This is a genomic window from Actinophytocola sp. KF-1 (assembly GCF_054661535.1).
This window is the reverse complement of sequence record NZ_BAAFVK010000002.1, coordinates 758,647-779,027: the sequence shown is the minus strand read 5'-3', so window position 1 is coordinate 779,027 and position 20,381 is coordinate 758,647. Positions and strand designations below refer to the sequence as shown.

The 20,381-nt window shown below is 71.2% G+C and carries 17 protein-coding genes; 13 read left to right on the top strand and 4 right to left on the bottom strand.

What is annotated here, in order from left to right; all coding sequences use genetic code 11:
* The first annotated feature begins 163 nt into the window (after positions 1–163).
* The 8 genes from ACYQ77_RS09500 to ACYQ77_RS09465 all read left to right on the top strand — a co-directional run bounded on the left by ACYQ77_RS09500 (position 164) and on the right by ACYQ77_RS09465 (position 11,743).
* Positions 164–1,108, top strand: coding sequence for a zinc metalloprotease (locus ACYQ77_RS09500; protein ID WP_459709487.1), 945 nt, complete (start codon positions 164–166; stop codon positions 1,106–1,108).
* A gap of 169 nt (positions 1,109–1,277) precedes the next feature.
* Positions 1,278–3,113 carry a maltose alpha-D-glucosyltransferase gene (gene treS, locus ACYQ77_RS09495; protein WP_459709486.1) on the top strand — a complete coding sequence of 612 codons (1,836 nt, stop codon included), beginning with the start codon at positions 1,278–1,280 and terminating at the stop codon, positions 3,111–3,113.
* Complete coding sequence (locus ACYQ77_RS09490; RefSeq protein ID WP_459709484.1) at positions 3,110–4,459, top strand: maltokinase N-terminal cap-like domain-containing protein; 1,350 nt, start codon at positions 3,110–3,112, stop codon at positions 4,457–4,459. The genes treS and ACYQ77_RS09490 overlap by 4 nt, the downstream gene beginning before the upstream one ends.
* 417 nt (positions 4,460–4,876) lie before the next feature.
* Positions 4,877–5,308 carry a CBS domain-containing protein gene (locus tag ACYQ77_RS09485; RefSeq protein WP_459709483.1) on the top strand — a complete coding sequence of 144 codons (432 nt, stop codon included), beginning with the start codon at positions 4,877–4,879 and terminating at the stop codon, positions 5,306–5,308.
* A gap of 38 nt (positions 5,309–5,346) precedes the next feature.
* Positions 5,347–7,527 (top strand): 1,4-alpha-glucan branching protein GlgB, encoded by a 2,181-nt coding sequence (glgB, locus tag ACYQ77_RS09480; protein WP_459709481.1) that lies wholly within the window; start codon positions 5,347–5,349, stop codon positions 7,525–7,527.
* 56 nt (positions 7,528–7,583) lie between these two features.
* Positions 7,584–8,753, top strand: a complete 1,170-nt coding sequence (locus ACYQ77_RS09475; RefSeq protein WP_459709480.1) for an MFS transporter — start codon at positions 7,584–7,586, stop codon at positions 8,751–8,753.
* 19 nt (positions 8,754–8,772) lie between these two features.
* Positions 8,773–10,161, top strand: coding sequence for a neutral zinc metallopeptidase (locus tag ACYQ77_RS09470; RefSeq protein WP_459709478.1), 1,389 nt, complete (start codon positions 8,773–8,775; stop codon positions 10,159–10,161).
* A 127-nt stretch (positions 10,162–10,288) separates the two neighbouring features.
* The gene (locus ACYQ77_RS09465) at positions 10,289–11,743 is read left to right on the top strand and encodes a neutral zinc metallopeptidase (protein ID WP_459709476.1); all 1,455 of its coding nucleotides are present in this window, start codon (positions 10,289–10,291) and stop codon (positions 11,741–11,743) included.
* 96 nt (positions 11,744–11,839) lie between these two features.
* Here ACYQ77_RS09465 and ACYQ77_RS09460 read toward each other — a convergent pair whose 3' ends face one another.
* Complete coding sequence (locus ACYQ77_RS09460) at positions 11,840–12,772, bottom strand: tetratricopeptide repeat protein (RefSeq protein WP_459709475.1); 933 nt, start codon at positions 12,770–12,772, stop codon at positions 11,840–11,842.
* Positions 12,773–12,832: 60 nt separating this feature from the next.
* Positions 12,833–13,129: an MTH1187 family thiamine-binding protein gene (locus ACYQ77_RS09455; protein ID WP_396110158.1), complete on the bottom strand. Its 297-nt coding sequence runs from the start codon at positions 13,127–13,129 to the stop codon at positions 12,833–12,835.
* A 70-nt stretch (positions 13,130–13,199) separates the two neighbouring features.
* Here ACYQ77_RS09455 and ACYQ77_RS09450 point away from each other — a divergent pair, with 70 nt between their 5' ends.
* Entirely contained in the window at positions 13,200–13,703 is a 504-nt protein-coding gene (locus ACYQ77_RS09450) for a MarR family winged helix-turn-helix transcriptional regulator (RefSeq protein ID WP_459709473.1), read from the top strand.
* Positions 13,704–14,188: 485 nt separating this feature from the next.
* A complete protein-coding gene (locus ACYQ77_RS09445; protein ID WP_459709772.1) occupies positions 14,189–15,181 on the top strand; it encodes an IS481 family transposase in 993 nt (330 codons plus the stop codon).
* On the opposite strand, the gene ACYQ77_RS09440 is transcribed toward ACYQ77_RS09445, so the two are convergent.
* Both ACYQ77_RS09440 and ACYQ77_RS09435 read right to left on the bottom strand, forming a co-directional pair.
* The gene (locus ACYQ77_RS09440; protein WP_459709471.1) at positions 15,178–16,221 is read right to left on the bottom strand and encodes an ABC transporter permease; all 1,044 of its coding nucleotides are present in this window, start codon (positions 16,219–16,221) and stop codon (positions 15,178–15,180) included. The two genes, ACYQ77_RS09445 and ACYQ77_RS09440, sit on opposite strands and share 4 nt — an antisense overlap.
* Positions 16,218–17,135, bottom strand: coding sequence for an ABC transporter ATP-binding protein (locus ACYQ77_RS09435; protein ID WP_459709469.1), 918 nt, complete (start codon positions 17,133–17,135; stop codon positions 16,218–16,220). Before ACYQ77_RS09435 ends, ACYQ77_RS09440 begins: the two co-directional genes overlap by 4 nt.
* Positions 17,136–17,267: 132 nt before the next feature.
* Here ACYQ77_RS09435 and ACYQ77_RS09430 point away from each other — a divergent pair, with 132 nt between their 5' ends.
* The 3 genes from ACYQ77_RS09430 (at position 17,268) to ACYQ77_RS09420 (ending at position 20,378) form a co-directional block, all read left to right on the top strand.
* On the top strand, positions 17,268–18,158 hold the full coding sequence (locus tag ACYQ77_RS09430) for a hypothetical protein (RefSeq protein WP_459709467.1): 891 nt from the start codon (positions 17,268–17,270) through the stop codon (positions 18,156–18,158).
* A 247-nt stretch (positions 18,159–18,405) separates the two neighbouring features.
* Positions 18,406–19,374 carry a LacI family DNA-binding transcriptional regulator gene (locus tag ACYQ77_RS09425; protein WP_459709771.1) on the top strand — a complete coding sequence of 323 codons (969 nt, stop codon included), beginning with the start codon at positions 18,406–18,408 and terminating at the stop codon, positions 19,372–19,374.
* Complete coding sequence (locus ACYQ77_RS09420; RefSeq protein ID WP_459709465.1) at positions 19,371–20,378, top strand: class I mannose-6-phosphate isomerase; 1,008 nt, start codon at positions 19,371–19,373, stop codon at positions 20,376–20,378. The genes ACYQ77_RS09425 and ACYQ77_RS09420 overlap by 4 nt, the downstream gene beginning before the upstream one ends.
* The last annotated feature ends 3 nt before the right edge of the window (positions 20,379–20,381 follow it).

Here is a 20,381-nt window from a genome sequence, read left to right as displayed (position 1 = left end):
TGGGGTGGGGGGCTTTGTCCGGTTCGGCGGGGGTGGGGAAAACCGGTAATTGTCACCTGCGATTCCTTGTGTGACAAGGACTTTCTCTGCGGCCACTCGGGACGTACGGTCCCTCTCATGGCGTGACGTGCATAGGTCACGCCCCCTGCTGAGAGGTATCTGCATGTCCCCGAGAAGAACCACCGTGGCGCTCGCCGCGTTCGCCATGTCCGCGGCCGCGTTCGCGGTGCTGCCCGCTGCCTCCGTGGTCGCGGCGCCCGCGCACTCGGACGTCACCGGAGTCGAGTGCGCGACCGATGAGGGCTCGGCCGCGCGCGTTCGCCCCGGCGTGCACGCGCACGAGCGCAACGAGATCTCCGCCAAGGAAGCCGCGGCCGCCGAGAAGGAGGCCAAGGCACGGCTCGCGGCCCGCGGCGGCGACGTCCAGCTCCAGGCCGTCACCACGATCCCGGTCGTGTTCCACGTCGTGTACGCCTCGGACGGCACGGGCAACGTGTCCGACACCCAGATCAACCAGCAGATCGCCGAGATGAACCAGGACTTCGCGGGCGGCGAGTCGTCGCAGGCCGCGAACACCGAGTTCCAGTTCACCCTCCAGGCGGTCCGCCGCTGGCAGAACAACGCGTGGTTCAACGACCCGGACAGCGCCGGTGGCGAGGCCGCGATGAAGACCGCCACGCACGAGGGTGACGCGGGTGTGCTGAACATCTGGTCCACCAACACCAGCTACCTCGGCTACGCGACGTTCCCGTCGTGGTACGCCGCGGACCCGGAGCTGGACGGCGTCGTGATCCAGTGGGGTTCGCTGCCGGGCGGCCCGATCACCAACTTCAACCTCGGCAAGACCGCCTCGCACGAGACGGGCCACTGGCTCGGGCTGTACCACACGTTCCAGGGCGGCTGCAGCAAGAACAACGACTACGTGGCCGACACCCCGGCGCAGCGCAGCTCGACGTCCGGCTGCCCGGAGGGCAAGGACACCTGCTCGTCGGCCGGCCTCGACCCGATCCACAACTACATGGATTACAGCTACGACAGCTGCTACAACCAGTTCACCCCGGGCCAGAAGGCCCGCATGCAGGCCCAGTACGCGGCCTACCGCGCATAGCCAGCGCACCGGCACGGGCGCCGTACCCCACGGGGGACGGCGCCCGCGTCATGCACGATGCGGTCAGAGCGGTGACCATGGGGAGAGGGGTTGCGACCAACCTGGCACCATGATCCGCAACCCCTACAAAGGCTGTTGGGGTAAGTGCTGACCAAGTAAAGGTGCGGGAATGACCGATACGCCGGAGGCTGCGCCGGACACCATTCGTCCGGACGCCGGCCTGGGGCTCGAAGGAGTGCCACACACGGGAGAGGCCGTCACCGCCGACGGTCACCTCGTCGAGCCGAACGCCGACGACTTCCGGCACGCGAGATCCGCACCGAAGCAACCGGACTGGTACAAGACCGCGGTCTTCTACGAGGTGCTGGTCCGCGCCTTCAACGACTTCACCAACGACGGCACCGGCGACCTGCGCGGTCTCGCCGACAAGCTCGACTACCTGCAGTGGCTGGGCGTCGACTGCCTCTGGCTGCCGCCCTTCTACGCCTCGCCCCTGCGCGACGGCGGCTACGACATCTCCGACTTCCGCGCGGTGCTGCCGGAGTTCGGCACGGTCGAGGACTTCGTCTACCTGCTCGACCAGGCGCACCGCCGCGGCCTGCGGGTGATCACCGACCTGGTGCTCAACCACACCTCCGACGCCCACCCGTGGTTCCAGGAGTCGCGCCAGCACCCGGACGGCCCGTACGGCGACTACTACGTCTGGTCGGACACCGACGACAAGTACCCGGACGCCCGGATCATCTTCGTCGACACGGAGACGTCCAACTGGACCTACGACCCGGTGCGCGGCCAGTTCTACTGGCACCGGTTCTTCTCCCACCAGCCCGACCTCAACTACGAGAACCCCGAGGTCGCGGACGCGATGATCGACGTCCTGCGGTTCTGGCTGGACCTGGGCATCGACGGCTTCCGGCTCGACGCGGTGCCGTACCTCTTCGAGGAGGAGGGCACGAACTGCGAGAACCTGCCGCGCACGCACGAGTTCCTGAAGCGCTGCCGCAAGGTCGTCGACGACGAGTACCCGGGCCGGGTGCTGCTCGCGGAGGCCAACCAGTGGCCCGCGGACGTCGTCCAGTACTTCGGTGACCCGGCAGGCGGCGGCGACGAGTGCCACATGGCGTTCCACTTCCCGCTGATGCCGCGGATCTTCATGGCGGTGCGGCGGGAGTCGCGGTTCCCGATCTCGGAGATCCTGGCGCAGACGCCGCCGATCCCGTCCGGCGCGCAGTGGGGCATCTTCCTGCGCAACCACGACGAGCTGACGCTCGAGATGGTCACGGACGAAGAGCGCGACTACATGTACTCCGAGTACGCCAAGGACCCCCGGATGAAGGCCAACATCGGCATCCGGCGGCGCCTGGCGCCCCTGCTCGACAACGACGACAACCAGATGGAGCTGTTCACGGCCATGCTGCTGTCGCTGCCGGGTTCGCCGGTGCTGTACTACGGCGACGAGATCGGCATGGGCGACAACATCTGGCTCGGTGACCGCGACGCGGTGCGCACGCCGATGCAGTGGTCCCCGGACCGCAACGCGGGCTTCTCCCGCTGCGACCCGGGCAGGCTGTACCTGCCGGTGATCGCCGACCCGGTGTACGGCTACCAGTCGGTGAACGTGGAGGCGCAGCTCAACAACACGTCGTCGCTGCTGCACTGGACGCGCCGGATGCTGCAGGTGCGCCGCGAGCACCCGGCGTTCGGGCTCGGCGAGTTCGTGGAGCTGGGGTCGTCGAACCCGAGCGTGCTCGCCTACCTGCGGCACCTGCCCGCCGTCGAGGGCGAGCACCCGGAGGACCTGGTCATCTGCGTCAACAACCTGTCCCGCTTCCCGCAGCCGGTCGAGCTGAACCTGTCCGAGTACGCGGGGCACGTGCCGGTGGAGCTGACCGGCGGCGTGCGGTTCCCGGCGGTCGGTGAGCTGCCGTACCTGCTGACGCTGCCGGGCCACGGGTTCTACTGGTTCCAGCTCACCGCCGACTCCGACGAAGGCGAGACGCCGTGACGGTGATCCGACCCGCAGAACTGGCGGAGGACCTCGGCGGGGAGTTGTTACGGTGGCTCGTCGGCCAGCGGTTCTTCCGCACGAAGGGCCGCGCGGTCTCCTCGGCCCGCACGCTGCGCTCGTCGGTGCTGATCGAGGGCGACCCGGCGCTGGTGCACGCGATGGTGTCGGTCGACGACGGCGACCCGTACCAGCTGCTGTTCGGGGTGCGCGAGGGTGAGCACGACGCGCTCGCGCACGCGGTGATCGGCAGGCTGGACGGCCGGACGGTGTACGACGCGCCCCAGGACGCCGACCTGATGGGCAGGCTGCTGGACCTGCTGCTGGAACGCGGGTCGGTGGCGGGGCTGCGGTTCGAGGCGGACCCGGCGGTGCGGCCGGGGGTCCGGCCGCGGCCGATCGGCGTCGAGCAGAGCAACACGTCGCTGGTGTTCGGGAACGCGATCCTGAAGCTGTACCGGCAGCCGGAACCGGGCCGGAACCGGGACGTGGACCTGCACCGGGCGCTGGCGGGCAACCCGCACATCGCGGCCCCGCTGGGCGTGCTGACCGACGACCGTCCACAAGAGCCGGTCGTGCTGGGCTTCATGCAACAGTTCCTGCCGGACGCGGTCGAGGGCTGGGCCACGGCGACGGCCAGCGTCCGCGACCTGCTCGCGGAGGGCGACCTGCACGCCGACGAGGTCGGCGGCGACTTCGCGGGCGAGGCGGGCAGGCTCGGCATCGCGGTCGCGGAGGTCCACAGGGCACTGGCGGAGGCGACGGGCGTCCGCGTGGTCGGCCAGGAGGCACTGGCCGAGGAGGCGGCCGCCATGCACGCGCGGCTGGACGTCGTGCTGTCCGAGGTGCCCGCACTGCGCCCCGAGGAGGCGACGCTGCGGGCCGCGTTCGACGCGGTCCGCGACATCACCACCCCGGTCAGCGTCCACCAGATCCACGGCGACCTGCACCTCGGCCAGGTGCTGCGCACCACGACCGGCTGGCTGCTGATCGACTTCGAGGGCGAGCCGGGCACCACCCCGCAACAGCGCGCGATCCCGAGGTCACCGCTGCGGGACGTGGCGGGCATGCTGCGGTCGTTCGACTACGCCGCCTTCCACCTGCTCCCCGGCAACGAGGACCCGCAGGACGACCGCCAGCGCCTCGCCAGGGCGACGGAGTGGTCGGACCGCAACCGGGCGGCCTTCTGCGCGGGCTACGCGGAGGTCGGCGAGGACCCGCGCGACCACGCCGTGCTGCTGCGCGCACTGGAGTTGGACAAGGCGGTCTACGAGGTCCGCTACGAGCACAACAACCGCCCGGACTGGCTGGCCATCCCCTTGGCGGCGATCCAGCGCCGCGCCTGACCGGCTGTTGATGAAGGGGGCCTTCCTTGCGCGAGCGTGAGGAAGGCCCCCTTCATCAACGTGGGAAGCCACCCGAGCCGGTGGTGCCCTTGACGCGTGAGTGCGCCGCCCGCACAATCCGCCGCCACCACCGAACGCCACGGAGCGGAAGACCCCGGAAACCACGGCGGCCCCGCACCCAGACCGCACCCGTGGACGCCAGCCCAGCCACAGGCCAGCAAGATCAACCGCGCCTCCGGCCCCCCGAACTCCAGCCTAGCGACCACCACCGACAAGATCAGCGGCCAACAGCCGGGTCATCCACAGGCCACCCCGGGCCGGATCGCTCGTCTAGCGGCCACCGCGGCCCGTGGTTAGCCTGGATCAAATGGCCGTCACCGTCGTCGGCCAACACGCCGAAGAGACGCGGGGTGTCACATGCGGGTCGCGGACTTGTTGCGCAACAAGGGTTCCGAGGTGGCCACGGTGCCACCCAGGGTGTCGGTCACGGGGCTGCTCGAGGATCTCGCCCGGCACAACATCGGTGCGATGGTGGTCGCCGACGAGACGGGCAACGTCATCGGGATCGTGTCAGAACGGGACGTGGTGCGGCAGCTGCACGAGCGCGGCGCCGAACTGCTCACCGCGCCGGTCGAGGAGATCATGACCACGCAGGTGGTCACGTGCACGCCCAACGACGGCGTCGACGCCCTGGCCGCGACCATGACCGAGCGCCGGATCCGGCACATGCCGGTGGTCGACGACGGCAGGCTGGTCGGCATCGTGAGCATCGGCGACGTCGTGAAGAGCCGCATCCAGCAGCTGGAGTCGGACCGCGAGCAGCTGGAGTCCTACATCGCCCAGGGTTGATGAGCACACCGCCCGGGTCAGCGGCAGAATGAAGGACGATGAACGCGAACCCGGGCATGCCCCCCGCCGACGACCTGCGCCGGCTGCTCGCCGGCGCGCACCACGACCCGCACTCGGTGCTGGGTCTGCATTCCGACCACACGGGCACGACAGTGGCCCGTGCGTACCGCCCCGGCGCCAAGTCGGTGGCGGTGGTCGCGAACGGCGACCGCACACCGTTGGACGAAGTGGCCGACGGGGTGTTCGTCGGCGTGCTGGCGGACAACCCCGGCACGTACAAGCTGGAGGTCGACTACGGCGGCGACCCGGTGGTCGTCGACGACCCGTACCGCTGGCTGCCGACGCTCGGTGAGCTCGACCTGCACCTGTTCGGTGAGGGCAGGCACGAGAAGCTGTGGCAGGTCCTCGGCGCGCACGTGCGGTCCTACGAGACGCCGGACGGCGTCGTCGAGGGCACGTCGTTCGCGGTGTGGGCGCCGAACGCCCGCGGTGTGCGGGTGTGCGGCGACTTCGACGGCTGGGACGGCCGCGCGAACCCGATGCGCTCGCTCGGCTCGTCCGGCGTGTGGGAGCTGTTCGTCCCCGGCCTGCCGCCGGGCACCTGCTACAAGTTCCGCATCCTCGGCCCGGACGGCAACTGGCACGAGAAGGCCGACCCCATGGCGTTCTCGACGGAGGTGCCGCCCGCGACCGCGTCCCGCGTGACGCTGTCGGCGCACATCTGGTCCGACGACGAGTGGCTGGCGCGCCGCGACGCGACCGAGTGGGTGTCGGCGCCGATGAGCGTCTACGAGGTGCACCTCGGCTCGTGGCGGCCCGGCCTCGGCTACCGCGAACTGGCGGAGCAGCTGACGGACTACGTGGCGGACAACGGTTTCACGCACGTCGAGCTGCTGCCGGTGGCCGAGCACCCGTTCGGCGGCTCGTGGGGTTACCAGGTCACGTCGTACTACGCGCCGACCGCGCGGTTCGGGTCGCCGGACGAGTTCCGGCACCTGGTGGACGCGCTGCACCAGCGCGGCATCGGCGTGATCATGGACTGGGTGCCGGCGCACTTCCCCCGCGACGCCTGGGCCCTGGCCCGGTTCGACGGCACGCCCCTGTACGAGCACGCCGACCCGCGCCGGGGCGAGCAGCCGGACTGGGGCACGTTCGTGTTCGACTTCGGCCGCACCGAGGTCCGCAACTTCCTCGTCGCCAACGCCCTGTACTGGCTCGACGAGTTCCACATCGACGGCCTGCGCGTGGACGCGGTCGCCTCGATGCTGTACCTCGACTACTCGCGCAAGGAAGGCGAGTGGCTGCCGAACATCCACGGCGGCCGCGAGAACCTCGACGCGGTCCGGTTCCTGCAGGAGCTGAACGCGACGGTCTACAAGCACCACCCCGGCGCGGTCATGATCGCCGAGGAGTCGACGGCGTGGCCCGGCGTCACCCGGCCGACCCACCTCGGCGGCCTCGGCTTCGGTTTCAAGTGGAACATGGGCTGGATGCACGACACGCTCAGCTACGTCGGCCACGACCCGGTGCACCGGTCCTACCACCACAACGAGCTGACGTTCTCGCTGATGTACGCGTGGAGCGAGAACTTCGTGCTGCCGCTGTCCCACGACGAGGTCGTGCACGGCAAGGGTTCACTGTGGACCCGCATGCCCGGCGACGACTGGAACAAGGCGGCGGGCCTGCGGTCGCTGCTCGCGTTCATGTGGGCGCACCCCGGCAAGCAGCTGCTGTTCATGGGTGGCGAGTTCGGCCAGCCCGCCGAGTGGTCGGAGAGCCGCTCGCTGGACTGGCACCTGCTGGAGTCGCCGTTGCACGCCGGCGTCCAGCGGCTGGTGGCGGACCTGAACCGGACCTACCGGCAGCACCCGGCCCTGTACACGGCCGACCACCGGCCCGAGGGCTTCCACTGGATCGACGCCAACGACTCGGCCAACAACGTCGTGAGCTTCCTGCGGTTCGACCCGAACGCCCCGGGCTCGGTGCTGGCGTGCGTCGCGAACTTCGCGGGCAACCCGCACCAGAACTACCGTGTCGGCCTCCCGTTCGCGGGCCGCTGGCGCGAGGTGCTGAACACCGACGCCCAGGGCTACGGCGGCTCCGGCTGGGGCAACATGGGCGCGGTGGAGGCGGTGGACCAGCCGTGGCACGGCCAGCCCGCGTCGGCCCTGCTGCAGCTCCCACCGCAGGGCGTGCTCTGGCTGGCCCCGGTGTCCTGAACGCGCCTTTCAGGACAGCCCGGCCCCGGCGGCACGGGCGGCCAGTAGCCTGACTCGTGCGCCGATATCGCGAGCTGCTCACGGTCCCGGGGGTCGGCAGGCTGACAGCGTCCGTGCTGCTGTCGCGCGTCTCGACGTCCATGTTGAACCTGTCGCTGCTGGTCGCCACCACGCAGCGGTACGGCTACGCGGCCTCCGGCGTGGTCCTCATGGTCTTCGCGGTGGCCAACGCGGTCGCGGGTCCCGTCCGGGGCCGCCTCGCCGACCGGCATGAACCGCGACGTGTGCTGCTCATGCTGCTCGCCGGGCACACCGTCGCGTGGGCCGGTCTGCTGGCCGCGCTGCTGGCCGCCGCGCCGATCGCCGTGTTGTGCGCCGGGGCGGCCGCGCTCGGGATCACCGTGCCGCCCGCGGGTCCGGTCGTCCGCGGGCTCTGGCCTGCGATCGTCCCCGAGGAGCGGCTTCCGACGGCGTACGCGTTCGACGCCGCGCTGAACACGGCCACGTTCCTCACCGGGCCGATGATCGCGGGCGGCCTGCTGCTCCTCATGCCGGCACCCGCCGCGGTCGGGGTCACGGGCGGCGTCAAGGTGGCAGGCGATCTGCTCGTGGCCGTCTCCCCCGCGCTGCGGGGCCGGCGCGGCGAACGCGCGGCCGCCCGCGGCTTCTTCGGGCCGCTCGCGCACGGCCGGGTGCGGCTGCTGCTCGGCATGATCGTGCTGGACACGTTCGCGTTCGGCTGTCTCGAGGTCGCCGCGGTGGCCGCCGCGTCCGGGCGGGGCACCGCGGGCGTGTTCACCAGCGCGATGGCGCTCGGCGCGGTGGTCAGCGGGATCGGGTACGGGGCACGCACCTGGCCGGGGAAGCCCAGGACGCAGCTGGTCGTCCTGCACGCGGGCGGCGCGCTGGTGCTCGTGGGCGCCGGGTTCGCCGGGCTCGTGCTGCTGGCCGGCGTCTACGTGGTGTACGGCCTGGTCAACGGGCCCGTGGAGACCCTGCAGCAGGTGCTGGTCGGCGACACGGCACCCGACGGGCAGCAGATCGAGGCGTTCGCGTGGGTGTTCAGCGTGATGTGGGCCGGGTTCGGCGTCGGCACCACCGTCGCGGGCCGCCTCGTCGACGACGGCGCACCCTCGGGTGCGCTGTACGCGGCCGCGTGCGCGCAGGCGCTGGTGGCGCTCGCCGCCCTGGCCGGAATGCGCCGTACTCACAACACGGACACCTGATGCGGGGCACACTGGGACCGTGCGCCTGCGACCCGCCCTCGCCCTGATCGTGCCGACGCTGCTCGCAGTGACGGCGTGCACCACCACGGTGGCCGGCATCCCGACCAACGGCGACTCGGTCGTGTCGGAGGACCCGGGCGGCCAGGGCGGCGTCGACCCGTCGTTCGTGCACAACACCGACGGCGGCGAGATCGACCGGCTCGCCGCGACCGTGGTCACCGACGTGGGGCAGTTCTGGGAGGACACGTTCCCCACCGCGTTCGACGACCGGTGGGAGGACCTCGAGGGCGGCTACTACTCGGTCGACACCGCCGACGACGACGCGAAGGCGCCGCCGTGCGCGCGGCGCGCGTCGGACGTCGAGGGCAACGCCTTCTACTGCCCCACCGAGGACGTCATCGCGTGGGACCGGGCCGCGCTGCTGCCCGTGCTGAAGGAGAAGTTCGGCGAGGCGGCCGTCATGTTCGTGCTGGCGCACGAGATGGGCCACGCCGTGCAGCGGCGGACCGGGCTGACCATCGCGGAGCAGCGCAGCAACCCGGAGAAGTACCCGACGATCCTCATCGAGGCGCAGGCCGACTGCTACGCGGGCGCGTTCGTGCGCTGGGTCGCCGACGGCGAGGCCGGGCACCTGAAGATCTCCAAGGACCGCCTGGACACGGCCATGGAGGCGCTGGTCATGTTCCGCGACCCGGTCGGCACCGAGCAGTCCGACGAGGACGCGCACGGCGACGCGTTCGACCGGGTGTCCGCGTTCCAGGACGGCTACGTGCAGGGCGTCGACCTGTGCAAGGACATGAGCGTGGACAACCGCACGTTCACGCAGCGCGGCTTCCTGTCCGCCGACGACGCGGAACGCGGCGGCAACCTGCCGTTCGAGCAGCTGCTGTCGAGCATCACGCCCGACCTCGACGCGTTCTACAAGACCACGGTCACCGGGCTCGGCAAGCAGTGGGCGACGCCGGAGGTGAAGACGTCGGAGTCGTCGCCGGAGTGCGCGCGATCCGACCAGGGCCCGATCGCGTACTGCCCGGACGCCCGCGAGATCGACGTCGCCATCGGTGACGAGCTGCCGGAGCTGCACACCGAGATCGGCGACTACGCGACCGGCACGATCCTCGCGTCGCGGTACAGCATGGCGGCGCTCGCCGCGCTCGGGAAACCGCTGGAGGGCGAGGACGCGCAGCGCGAGCTGCTGTGCCTGACCGGCGCGTACACCGGCACGCTGATCACCAGGCAGGAAGGCTTCTCGCTGTCGCCCGGCGACCTCGACGAGGCCATCCAGGTGCTGCTGCGCTTCGACTACGCCGGCCGGGACGCCAAGGGCGACGCGGTGCCGACCGGGTTCGACCGGGTGTCGCTGTTCCGGACCGGCGCGCTACAGGGTGTGAACGCCTGCGAGCTGTGACCCGTCGTCCGGTTTGTCTGGTCGTCGGTTCCCCGTACATGCACCCGATCGGCCCAGTAGGGTTCCGGTCAGTCAAGACGGTTAGTGAACGGGGAACAGCGTGGGAGTGCGAGGTGTGCGGGCACGGGTGGGACTCACCTTCGCCGCGGTCGCCGTGATGGTGGCGCAGCTCGGGGGCTGTGGCCAGACGGTCGCGGGCAACCCGACCGTCGAGGGGGGCATCGACGCCGACGACGCCGGGGGGCTCGAGGTGACCGACGGCCCGACGGGTCCGAGGGAGGGCGCGCCGGACGCCGACCTGGAGGTGGAGAACTCCGACGGCGGCGAGATGGACCGGCTGGCCCTCAACGCGGTCGCCGACCTGTACGACTACTGGGACGAGGCGCTGCCGAAGAACTTCGACGGCGAGAAGTTCACCCACATCGAGCGCCTGGTGTCCTACGACTCCGAGGGCAAGGCGCTGACGCTGTGCGGCACCACGACCAAGGACTTCGCGAACGCCTTCTTCTGCGGTGGCGGCGGCGAGGACATGATCGCGTGGGACCGCGGCGTGCTGCTGCCGGAGCTGGCGAAGACGTTCCACCCGATCTCGGTGGTCGGCGTGCTGGCCCACGAGATGGGGCACGCCGTGCAGTTCCGCCTCGGCGACAAGAGCAACATCAACCAGTCCACCCCGACGATCGTCCGGGAGCAGCAGGCGGACTGCTACATGGGCAACTTCATGCGGTACGTGGCGGAGGACAAGGCGAAGCACTTCCAGCTCAACACCGGTGAGGGACTGAACCAGATCCTCGCGACGCTCTTCTCCATCCGCGACCCCGCGGGCTACGACCACATGACCGAGAACGCGCACGGCCTCGCGTTCGACCGGGTGTACGCGTTCCAGGAGGGCTTCACCAAGGACCCCAAGCGGTGCGCCGAGATGGACACCGAGGAGATCGACGGCCGCATCGCGGAGGCGGAGCGCAGCGAGAAGGACGAGGCGGCGGGTGGTGAGGCCGACCTGACCGACAAGACGCTGGGCCTGCTGCAGGAGAGCCTGGACGAGGCGTTCAAGGACAACGGCGCCGAGCAGCCGGAGATCACCGAGAACGGCGCGAAGTGCAGGCAGGGCGAGTCGACGTCCCCGGCGACGTACTGCCCGGAGGAGAACATCGTCGGCATCGACCTGGAGAAGCTGCAGCAGATCGCGGAGGCCCCGCGCGACGGCGGTCAGCCGAACCAGGACGGCGCGGGCATCGGCGACTTCGCCGCGTTCGCGGAGATCGCGTCCCGGTACACGCTCGCCATCCAGAAGCAGGTGGGTGCCGACCTCGCGAACGAGAACGCGGGCCTGCGGACCGCGTGCCTCACCGGCGCGTGGACGAAGACCACGGTCGACGAGGACCCGAACTCGGTGGACGGCAAGCTGCACCTCGCGGTCGGCGACCTGGACGAGGCGGTGGCCGAGCTGCTGCAGGACGACAGCCTGATCGCCGCCGACGTCAACGGCAAGCAGGTCAAGTCCGGTTTCGCCCGGGTCGAGGCCTTCCGCCGCGGCTACTTCGACGGCTCCGGCGCCTGCACGGAGCAGTTCTCGTAACGAGCGACATGAAGGGGTCCTTCATCGCGCCTGGCGTGATGAAGGACCCCTTCGTCACCGTCGGCTGTGCGGAAGGGGCCCTTCGGAGCGATCGCGTCAGTACAGGGCGCTCGCCAGGTCGCGGCGGGCCTTGCCGACCGCCGGGTCGTCGGCGGGGAACAGGCCGAACAGCTCGACGAGGTGGGTGCGCACCCGGTCCCGGTCGGCGCCGGACGTGCGCCGGACCGAGGCCAGCAGGCGGTTGAACGCCTTCTCGACCTGGCCCTGCGCCATCTCGACGTCCGCGGCGGCGAGCTGCGCGTCGACGTCCTCGGGGGACGTGTCGGCACGCACCACCACCGACGGGTCCGCTGCCTCGGCCCTGGCCTGGAACCTCACCTGTGCCAGCGCCGCCTTGGCCTGCTCGTTCGCGGGCTCCTCGTCGAGGATCTTCTGGTACGCGGCCGCGGCGCCGTCGTAGTCGCCGTTCTCGAGCGCGGTCTCGGCCGCGACGAACCTCGGGTCCTCCGGCTCCGGCTCGGGCTCGCCTGCCCCGGCCTCCGCGGCGCGGATGCCCGGCAGGCGGTCCCGCAGCGCGTCGAGCAGGCTCGCGAGCCACTGCCGGATCTGCGGCTCGGGCTGCGCACCCTGGAACGCCTCGACCGGCTGGCCGCCGGCGATCGCGACGACGGTCGGGATCGACTGCACGCCGAAGACCTGCGCGATCCTCGGGTTGGCGTCGACGTCGACCTTCGCGAGGATCCAGGCGCCGTTCGCGGCCTGGGCCAGGCGCTCCAGCACCGGCGACAGCTGCTTGCACGGCCCGCACCACTCGGCCCACAGGTCGACGATGACCGGTACCTCGAGCGACCGCTCGACCACCTCGGCCTGGAACGTCGCCTCGGTGACGTCGATCACGAACGCGCCGCCGCCCCCGGCCGGGGCGGCGGGCGCGGTTCCGTCCGGTGCCGGTGCGGGGGCCCGGTTGGCCGCCTCTGCTCTGGCCTTCAGCGCGGACAGGTCCACCGCCCTCGACAGGGCGGCCGACATAGCTGCGGTTTGACGTGGGTCTGGCCTTGTCACACGTCCATCCTGGCACGCCCTGGGGAACTAGTCCGCAAGGTGCTCCTCGATCCGTTCGACCTTGGCCCGCATCTGGCCGGTGTGCCCGGGCCGGATGTCGGCCTTGAGCACGAGCGCGACCCTCGGCGCCGTCGCGGCCACCACGTCCACGGCCTGCTTGACCACGGCCATGACCTCGTCCCACTCGCCCTCGATGTTGGTGAACATCGAGTTCGTCTCGCACGGCAGGCCGGACTCCCGGACCACCCGGACCGCCTCGGCAACGGCCGCGCTCACGCTGTCCGACTCGCCACCCGCGGGGGCCACGCTGAACGCCAGTAACACGCCGACTCCTCTCGATCACGACACTGTGCGAAGGCACCCTGGCCGGTACCGACTGGTAACTTCAACCGGCATGAGCCACCGCGCCTTGCCGTTCGACCCGATCGCCCGTGCCGCGGAGCTTTGGGAAGAGCAGGTCGGGCCGTCCGGCACCATGGCCGCCGTCACGAGCATCATGCGGGTCCAGCAGGTGCTGCAGTCCGCTGTGGACGCCGCGCTGCGCCCGCACGGGCTGACCTTCGCCCGCTACGAGGCGCTCGTCCTGCTGACCTTCGCGAAGCGCGGCAGCCTGCCGATGCGCGTGATGGGCGAGCGGCTGCAACTGCACCCGACGAGCGTGACCAACATCGTCGACCGCCTCGAGGCCGACGGCCTGGTCAAGCGCCTCCCCCACCCGACCGACCGCCGCACCACGCTCGCCGAGATCACCGAGGCGGGCCGCGAACGCCGCGAGGCCGCCACGAAGGCGGTCACCGACATCGACTTCGGGCTCCGTGGCCTGACCGAACGCCAGACCGCACAGCTCACCGACCTGCTGGCCAAGGTCCGCAAGGCCGTCGGCGACTTCGAGGACTGAGGTCCGCGACCGTCGGCCCACGTCGTGGGGGCGTCCGGTGCGTGGTGCTCGCGCTCCGGCGCTGAGGGAGCGGACCGCTGCCCGAGCTGGGTGGGCAACCCTCCAGGGGTGGCCACGCAGCCCGGCTCCCGCCCCCTCTGGGATCACGCGACGACGGGTCCTTCCGGCATGGGCCGCAGATGACCGCCTCGCCATCGACGGGAAAGCCCCGCTGCGCGGGCGGGCGCGCAGCGCCCGGAATCGCGCACGAAAGCCCGACCCGGGACCACGGGGTCCTTCCTCACGCACAGCGCGACGAAGGACCCCTTCCTCACATCAACGACCCGCCCCACCGGACGGACCCGCGGCACCGGCCCGAGCTAGTTGTGATGTCCAGGGACGTTGTTCTGGCTTGGGGTGATGTCGGTCTGTCGTGCTGACAGGTGAAGGCCTCTGGTTGTGAAGTGGAGCTGTCTAGGAACCGCTTCACGTATCCGGAGGCCTTCGTGTCCCACTCTAATGCTGCGTTGACCCCGCGTGCCCGGCTGCGTCTTGCTCGTCTGGTCGTCGAGGAGGACTGGCCACCGGCTCAGGCGGCGAAGATGTTCATGGTTGCGGAGAAGACCGCCCGGAAGTGGGCGCAGCGTTATCGGGACGAGGGTGAGGCGGGGATGGTCGATCGCAGCTCGCGGCCGCATCACAGTCCGACCAAGACCGCGGAGCCGGTGGTGCGGCGGATCGTGGCGTTGCGGTGGCGGCAGCGGCTGGGGCCGGTCCAGATCGCCGGCCGGCTGGGCATCCCGGCCTCGACGGTGCACGCGGTGCTGGTCCGCTGCCGGATCAACCGGCTCACCCACCTCGACCGGCTGACCGGCGAACCCTTACGCCGCTGCGAACACCCTCACCCGGGCTCGCTTCTGCATGTCGATGTGACCAAGTTCGGCAATATCCCCGACGGTGGCGGCCACCGCTACGTCGGCCGCCGCCAAGGCGCCCGCAACAGACGTGCCACCCCAGGACTGTCCCGAGGCACAGACCGAAACCCCCGCACCGGCACCGCGTTCGTGCATACCGTGATCGACGACCACTCCCGCGTCGCCTACGCCGAGATCCACACCGACGAAACCGCGGTCACCGCGACGGGCGTGCTCACACGAGCGGTCACATGGTTCGCTGACCACGGCGTCACCGTCGAACGCGTGCTCTCCGACAACGGCTCCTGCTACCGCTCCCACACCTGGCGGGACACCTGCACCGACCTGGGCATCACACCGAAACGAACCCGGCCCTACCGGCCGCAAACCAACGGCAAGATCGAACGCTTCCACCGCACCCTGGCCGATGGCTGGGCTTACACCCGCCACTACCAGTCAGAACACGAACGCCGACAAGCCCTGCCCGACTGGATCCACTTCTACAATCACCACCGAGCACACTCCGCCATCGGAGGCCAGCCACCCATCACCCGGCTGACCAACCTCCCTGGACATCACAGCTAGTCCTCCCACTGGAAGACCTTGGCCGCGATCGTGCCGACCACGAGCACGAACCCGGCCAGCACGAGGCACGGCACCACCAAGGCGCTGGGCCCCTGGCCGCGCACAAGGAAGTCCATGATGCCGTCGTTCATGTGCCGCAGCGGAAAGACGTTCGACACCGACCGCATCCACGGTGGCGCCTGGTCGATCGGGAAGAACGTGCCGGACAGGAACGCCATCGGCAGCACCACGATGTTCGCCGCGCCGGTGGCCGCCTCCTCGGTCTTGCAGAACGCGCCGACCAGCATGCCGATCGCGAAGAACGCGAGGATGCCGAGCAGGAACACGGGGATCGCGAGCCACCACGTGCCGGTCAGCTTCAGCCCGAACACCGGCAGCAGGCCGACGCCGATGAACACCAGCGCCTGCACGATCGCGACGCCGAACGTGACCACGACCCGCGCGCTCAGCACGGTCGTCGCCGCCACCGGGGCGAGGCGGATGCGCCGCAGCACCTGCTTCTTGCGCCACGACACGAGCGTCAGCGCGGCGCCGAAGACCGCGGTGACCGCGACGCCCCACGACATGATGCCCGGGGTGATGTACTGGATCGGCTTGAGCGAGGAGTCCTCGACGTTCGCCGCGTCCAGCACGTAACGCGGCTGCTGGCCGGTGGCCGCCTGGTTCACGTGGCTGACCACGCCGGTCACGATGCCGCCGACGACGCTCGCCTGGGTCTGGTCGCTCTGCGCGAACCGGAAGGTGACGTCGTCGCCGTCCTGCGCCACCATCGCGGGCAGGTCGCCGTCGCGGACGCGCCGCACGGCCTCGTCGACGGAGTCGTACCGGGTCAGCTCCAGCGCGCCGGTCTGCTCCAGCGCGGCGATCACCGGGCCGTCGCCGACGATCCCGATCTCGGTCTTCGACGCGCCGGCGTCGCGGAACAGCAGGCCGAACACGACGAGGAACATCAGCGGGAAGACGAACGTGAAGAACAGCGTCGCCTTGTCCCGGTAGAAGATCTTGACCATCGCCGAGGCCAGGCTCTTGAACGCGGTCATGCCCGGTACTCCCGTCCGGTCAGGTCGAGGAAGACGTCCTCGAGGGTGGCCGTGCGCACCTGCAGCCCGGCGAGGGCGCGGCGGTCGGCGAGCGCGGACAGGACCTCGGCCGGCTTGCGCGTGGAGATGGTGAGCGACAGCTCGTCCTCGCTGACGTCGTCGGCGCCCGGCAGCCCGTCTGCGTCCGATGTGGACAGTGAGCCGCGTTCGAGGATCACCCTGGTCGGCGCGTCGAGGCCGCGGACGAGCGTGGCGGGCGCGTCCATCGCGAGGATCCGCCCCTGGTCCATGATCGCGACCCGGTCGCAGAGGATCTCGGCCTCGTCGAGGTAGTGGGTCGTGTAGAGGATCGTCTTGCCGCGCTCCTGGATGGCGCGCAGCACGTCCCACAGGTTCCGGCGGGCCTGCGGGTCGAGTGCCGCGGTCGGCTCGTCGAGGAACACGATGTCCGGGTCGTGGATGAGCGCGCACGCGATCGACAGCCGCTGCCGCTGTCCGCCGGAGAGCTTGTCCTCGCGGGTGTCCGCCTTCTCGGTCAGCCCGACCAGCTCGAGCATCTCGTCGGCGCGGCTGGTGCTGACCCCGTACAGCGACGCGAACGTCCGCAGCTGCTCGCGCGCGGTGAGCTTCTCGAAGAACGCGGACGCCTGCAGCTGCACGCCGATCCTCGGCAGCAGCGCCACGTTGCGCGGCCACGGCGACTGCCCCAGCAGCCGCACGGAACCGGAGTCGGGCTCGCGGAGCCCCTCGATGATCTCCAGGGTGGTGGTCTTGCCCGCCCCGTTCGGTCCCAGGATGCCGAAGAACTCCCCCTCCGCGACGGTCAGCGACACACCGTCGACGGCTTTGAGATCCCCATAGGCCTTCCGCACGTCCTCGACGACCACGGCCGCCGGGTTCTCGGTATCGGTCACGGCCGCAACCTAGCCGTACGCGCACCGGAGCGAGGTTCGGACGGGGAGTAGTGAACCGAACCGTGATCCCCTCCGTGTCCAAGGGCATGGGCGGCGAGCGGAGCCGTCCCCGGACCCCGGACGGGAGTTGCCGTGGCGCGAACGTTTCCCGTGCTGTCGGTGTGCGCCGGGCTCGTACTGGTCGCGGGCTGCGGCGCGGACCGCGAGGCGCCACGGGGCGTGGCACCCGCCGCCGCTCCCCTGCCGCGTGCGCAGCCGGTCGCGGTCGACGTCGCGGAGATCGCCGGGCTGGGCCGCGTGCTCACGAACCAGGACGGCCGCACCCTGTACCTGTTCGCACAGGACAGCAAGGCGCCGTCGCTGTCGACGTGCCTCGGGGAGTGCGCGCGGACGTGGCCGCCGCTGCTCGCGACCGGCAACGTGGTCGGCGGGGCGGACCGGGAGTCCGCCGTCGGCACGCTCGCCCGCCCGGACGGCCGCGTCCAGGTCACGGTCGGCGGCTGGCCGGTCTACACGTTCGCGCGGGACACCGCGCCGGGCCAGGCGAAGGGCCACGGCGCCGACGACCTGTGGTTCGCGATCACCCCCGCGGGCAAGAAGGCAGGCGTCCCGGCCAGGGTCGCGGTGGTGGCGGCCGAGATCCCCGGGTTCGGCCCGGTGCTCACCGACCAGGAGGGACACACGCTCTACCTGTTCACGCTCGACCGCAGCACGCCCTCGAAGTCCACATGCGACGGTGAGTGCGCGGCGAACTGGCCCCCGCTGCTCACCACCGGCGCGGTGACCGTCACCGGCGTCGACGAGAAGCTCGTCGGCCAGGTCCGGCGCGCGGACGGCACCCGGCAGGTGACCGTGGGCGGCTGGCCCGTCTACACGTTCACCAAGGACCAGGGCCCCCGGCAGACCACCGGCCACGGCGCGAGCGGCGTCTGGTTCGCGATCGAGCCGAAGGGGTGCAAGTCGAGCGCACCGGTCAGTCAGCCGCCGACCGCGGAGGGACCCGACGGCAGCACCGGTTACTGACCGGCACAGACCCGCGCCCGGACCACCGCCCGACGCTCCCGCCGCCCCGGGCGGGCGGTGGCACCGGCCGGGGAAGGAAGCCTGGTGCGCGCCGAGGCCACCCCCGGCCGGCGCGCATCAGGCCCCCACCCCGGGGACCGGCGCTGACAACCTTGTCGGGTTGACACCCGGCGGCCCGCGTTGTCGAATGGTCGGCACCATGACAACGTTGTCCAACCAGCGTGGCAGGCTCCCGCGCCGAGCGACGATGAACGACGTCGCGCGGCTGGCGGGGGTCAGCATCAAGACGGTCTCGCGGGTCGTGAACGCCGAACCGGGCGTGCACGCCGAGACCGCGGAACGCGTGCTCGCCGCGATCGAGCGGCTCGGGTTCCGGCGCAACATCGGGGCGCTGAACCTGCGGCGCGGCTCCTCCACCGGCACCATCGGGCTGGTGCTGGAGGACGTCGCGAACCCCTTCTACTCCGGCATCACCCGCGCCGCGGAGGAGGTCGCGCGCCGCCACGGCCGCCAGGTGCTCACCGGCTCGTCCGACGAGGACCCCGACCGCGAACGTGAGCTGTCGCTCGAGTTCTGCGCGCGGCGCGTCGACGGCCTCATCGTCATCCCGGCGGGCACGCGCCACGGCTACCTCGTCCCGGAGATCGCATCCGGCACGCCCGTCGTGTTCGTCGACCGGCCCGCCGGGGACGTCGTCGCGGACACCGTCCTGGTCGACAACGTCGCGGGCGCCGCCGCCGCGGTCACGCACCTGGCCGCGCACGGCCACACCCGCGTCGCCTTCCTCGGCGACGCGCCGTCGATCTTCACCGCCACCGAGCGGCTCGCGGGCTTCCGCGAGGGCTGCGCCCGCGCCGGGATCCCGTTCGACGAGCGCATGGTCGCCATGGGCCCGCACACCGCCGACACCGTGGCGGCCGCGCTGACCAGGACCGGCGCCACCGCGGTGATCACCGGCAACAACCGGATCACCGTGCAGACCCTGCGCGTGCTCGCCGGCCGCGTGCGGCGCCCCGCGCTGGTCGGCTTCGACGACTTCGAACTGGCCGACCTGCTCGACCCGCCCGTCAGCGTGGTCTCGCTCGACCCGGCCGAACTCGGCAAGGCGGCGGCGGAACTGCTGTTCGCCCGTCTGGACGGCGACCGCGAGCCACCGCGCAGGCTCGTGCTGCCGGTCCGGCTCACCCCACGCGGATCAGGAGAGGTGCGCCCGTGAGCGACGCGGAAGGCCTGCGCCCCGTCCGGCTGCCCGCCAACCAGCCGAGGCGGTTCTACCGCGGTGGCGCCGCGATCGCCGCGCTGCGCGGCGACTCACCGCCGGTGGAGTTCGGCCCCGAGGACTGGGTCGCGTCCTGCACGACGTTCCACGGCGACCACGCGGCCGGCCTCACCACGCTGCCCGGCGGCGAGCTCCTGCGCGACGCCGTGGCCGCGCACCCCGCGAACTGGCTCGGCGACGCGCACGTCGCGGCGTTCGGCGCCGACTCCGCGCTGCTGGTGAAGCTCCTCGACGCCGGTCAGCGGCTGCCCGTGCACTGCCACCCGTCGAACGAGTTCGCCAAGGCGCACTACGGCTCCCGGTACGGCAAGACCGAGGCGTGGGTCATCGTCGGCGCGGCCGGGGAGTCGACCGTCCACATCGGATTCCGCGAGGACCAGGACGCGGACACCGTCGCCGGCTGGGTCGCCCGCCAGGACGCCGGCGCCATGCTGGCCGCGCTCAACCCCGTCCCGGTCCGCGCGGGTGACACCGTGTTCGTGCCCGCCGGCGTGCCGCACGCGATCGGTGCCGGCGTGTTCATCGTGGAGCTGCAGCAGCCCACCGACCTCTCGGTCACCCTGGAGTGGCGGAACTTCCTGGACGACGAGGCGGGCGGGCACCTCGGCATCGGCTTCGACACCGCGCTCGGCTGCGTCGACCGGCAGGGCTGGGCGGACCGGCTGGGCGAGCTGGTCCGCCGCGACGAGAGCCCGGCCGCCGTCACCGAGTTGTTCGGGCAGCCGGAGTTCTTCCGCGCGGAACGCCTGCGCTCGGGCGCCGCCCTCGGCGCGTCGTTCGGCGTGCTCGTCGTCCTCGACGGCACCGGCGTCCTGCGCACCGAGAAGGCGGGCGAGGTACCGGTGCGCAAGGGCATGACGTTCGTGCTCCCCCACGCCGTCGGAGAAGCCACGCTGGACGGGGACGTCGTCGCCGTCCGCTGCCTGCCGCCGCTGCCGTGACCT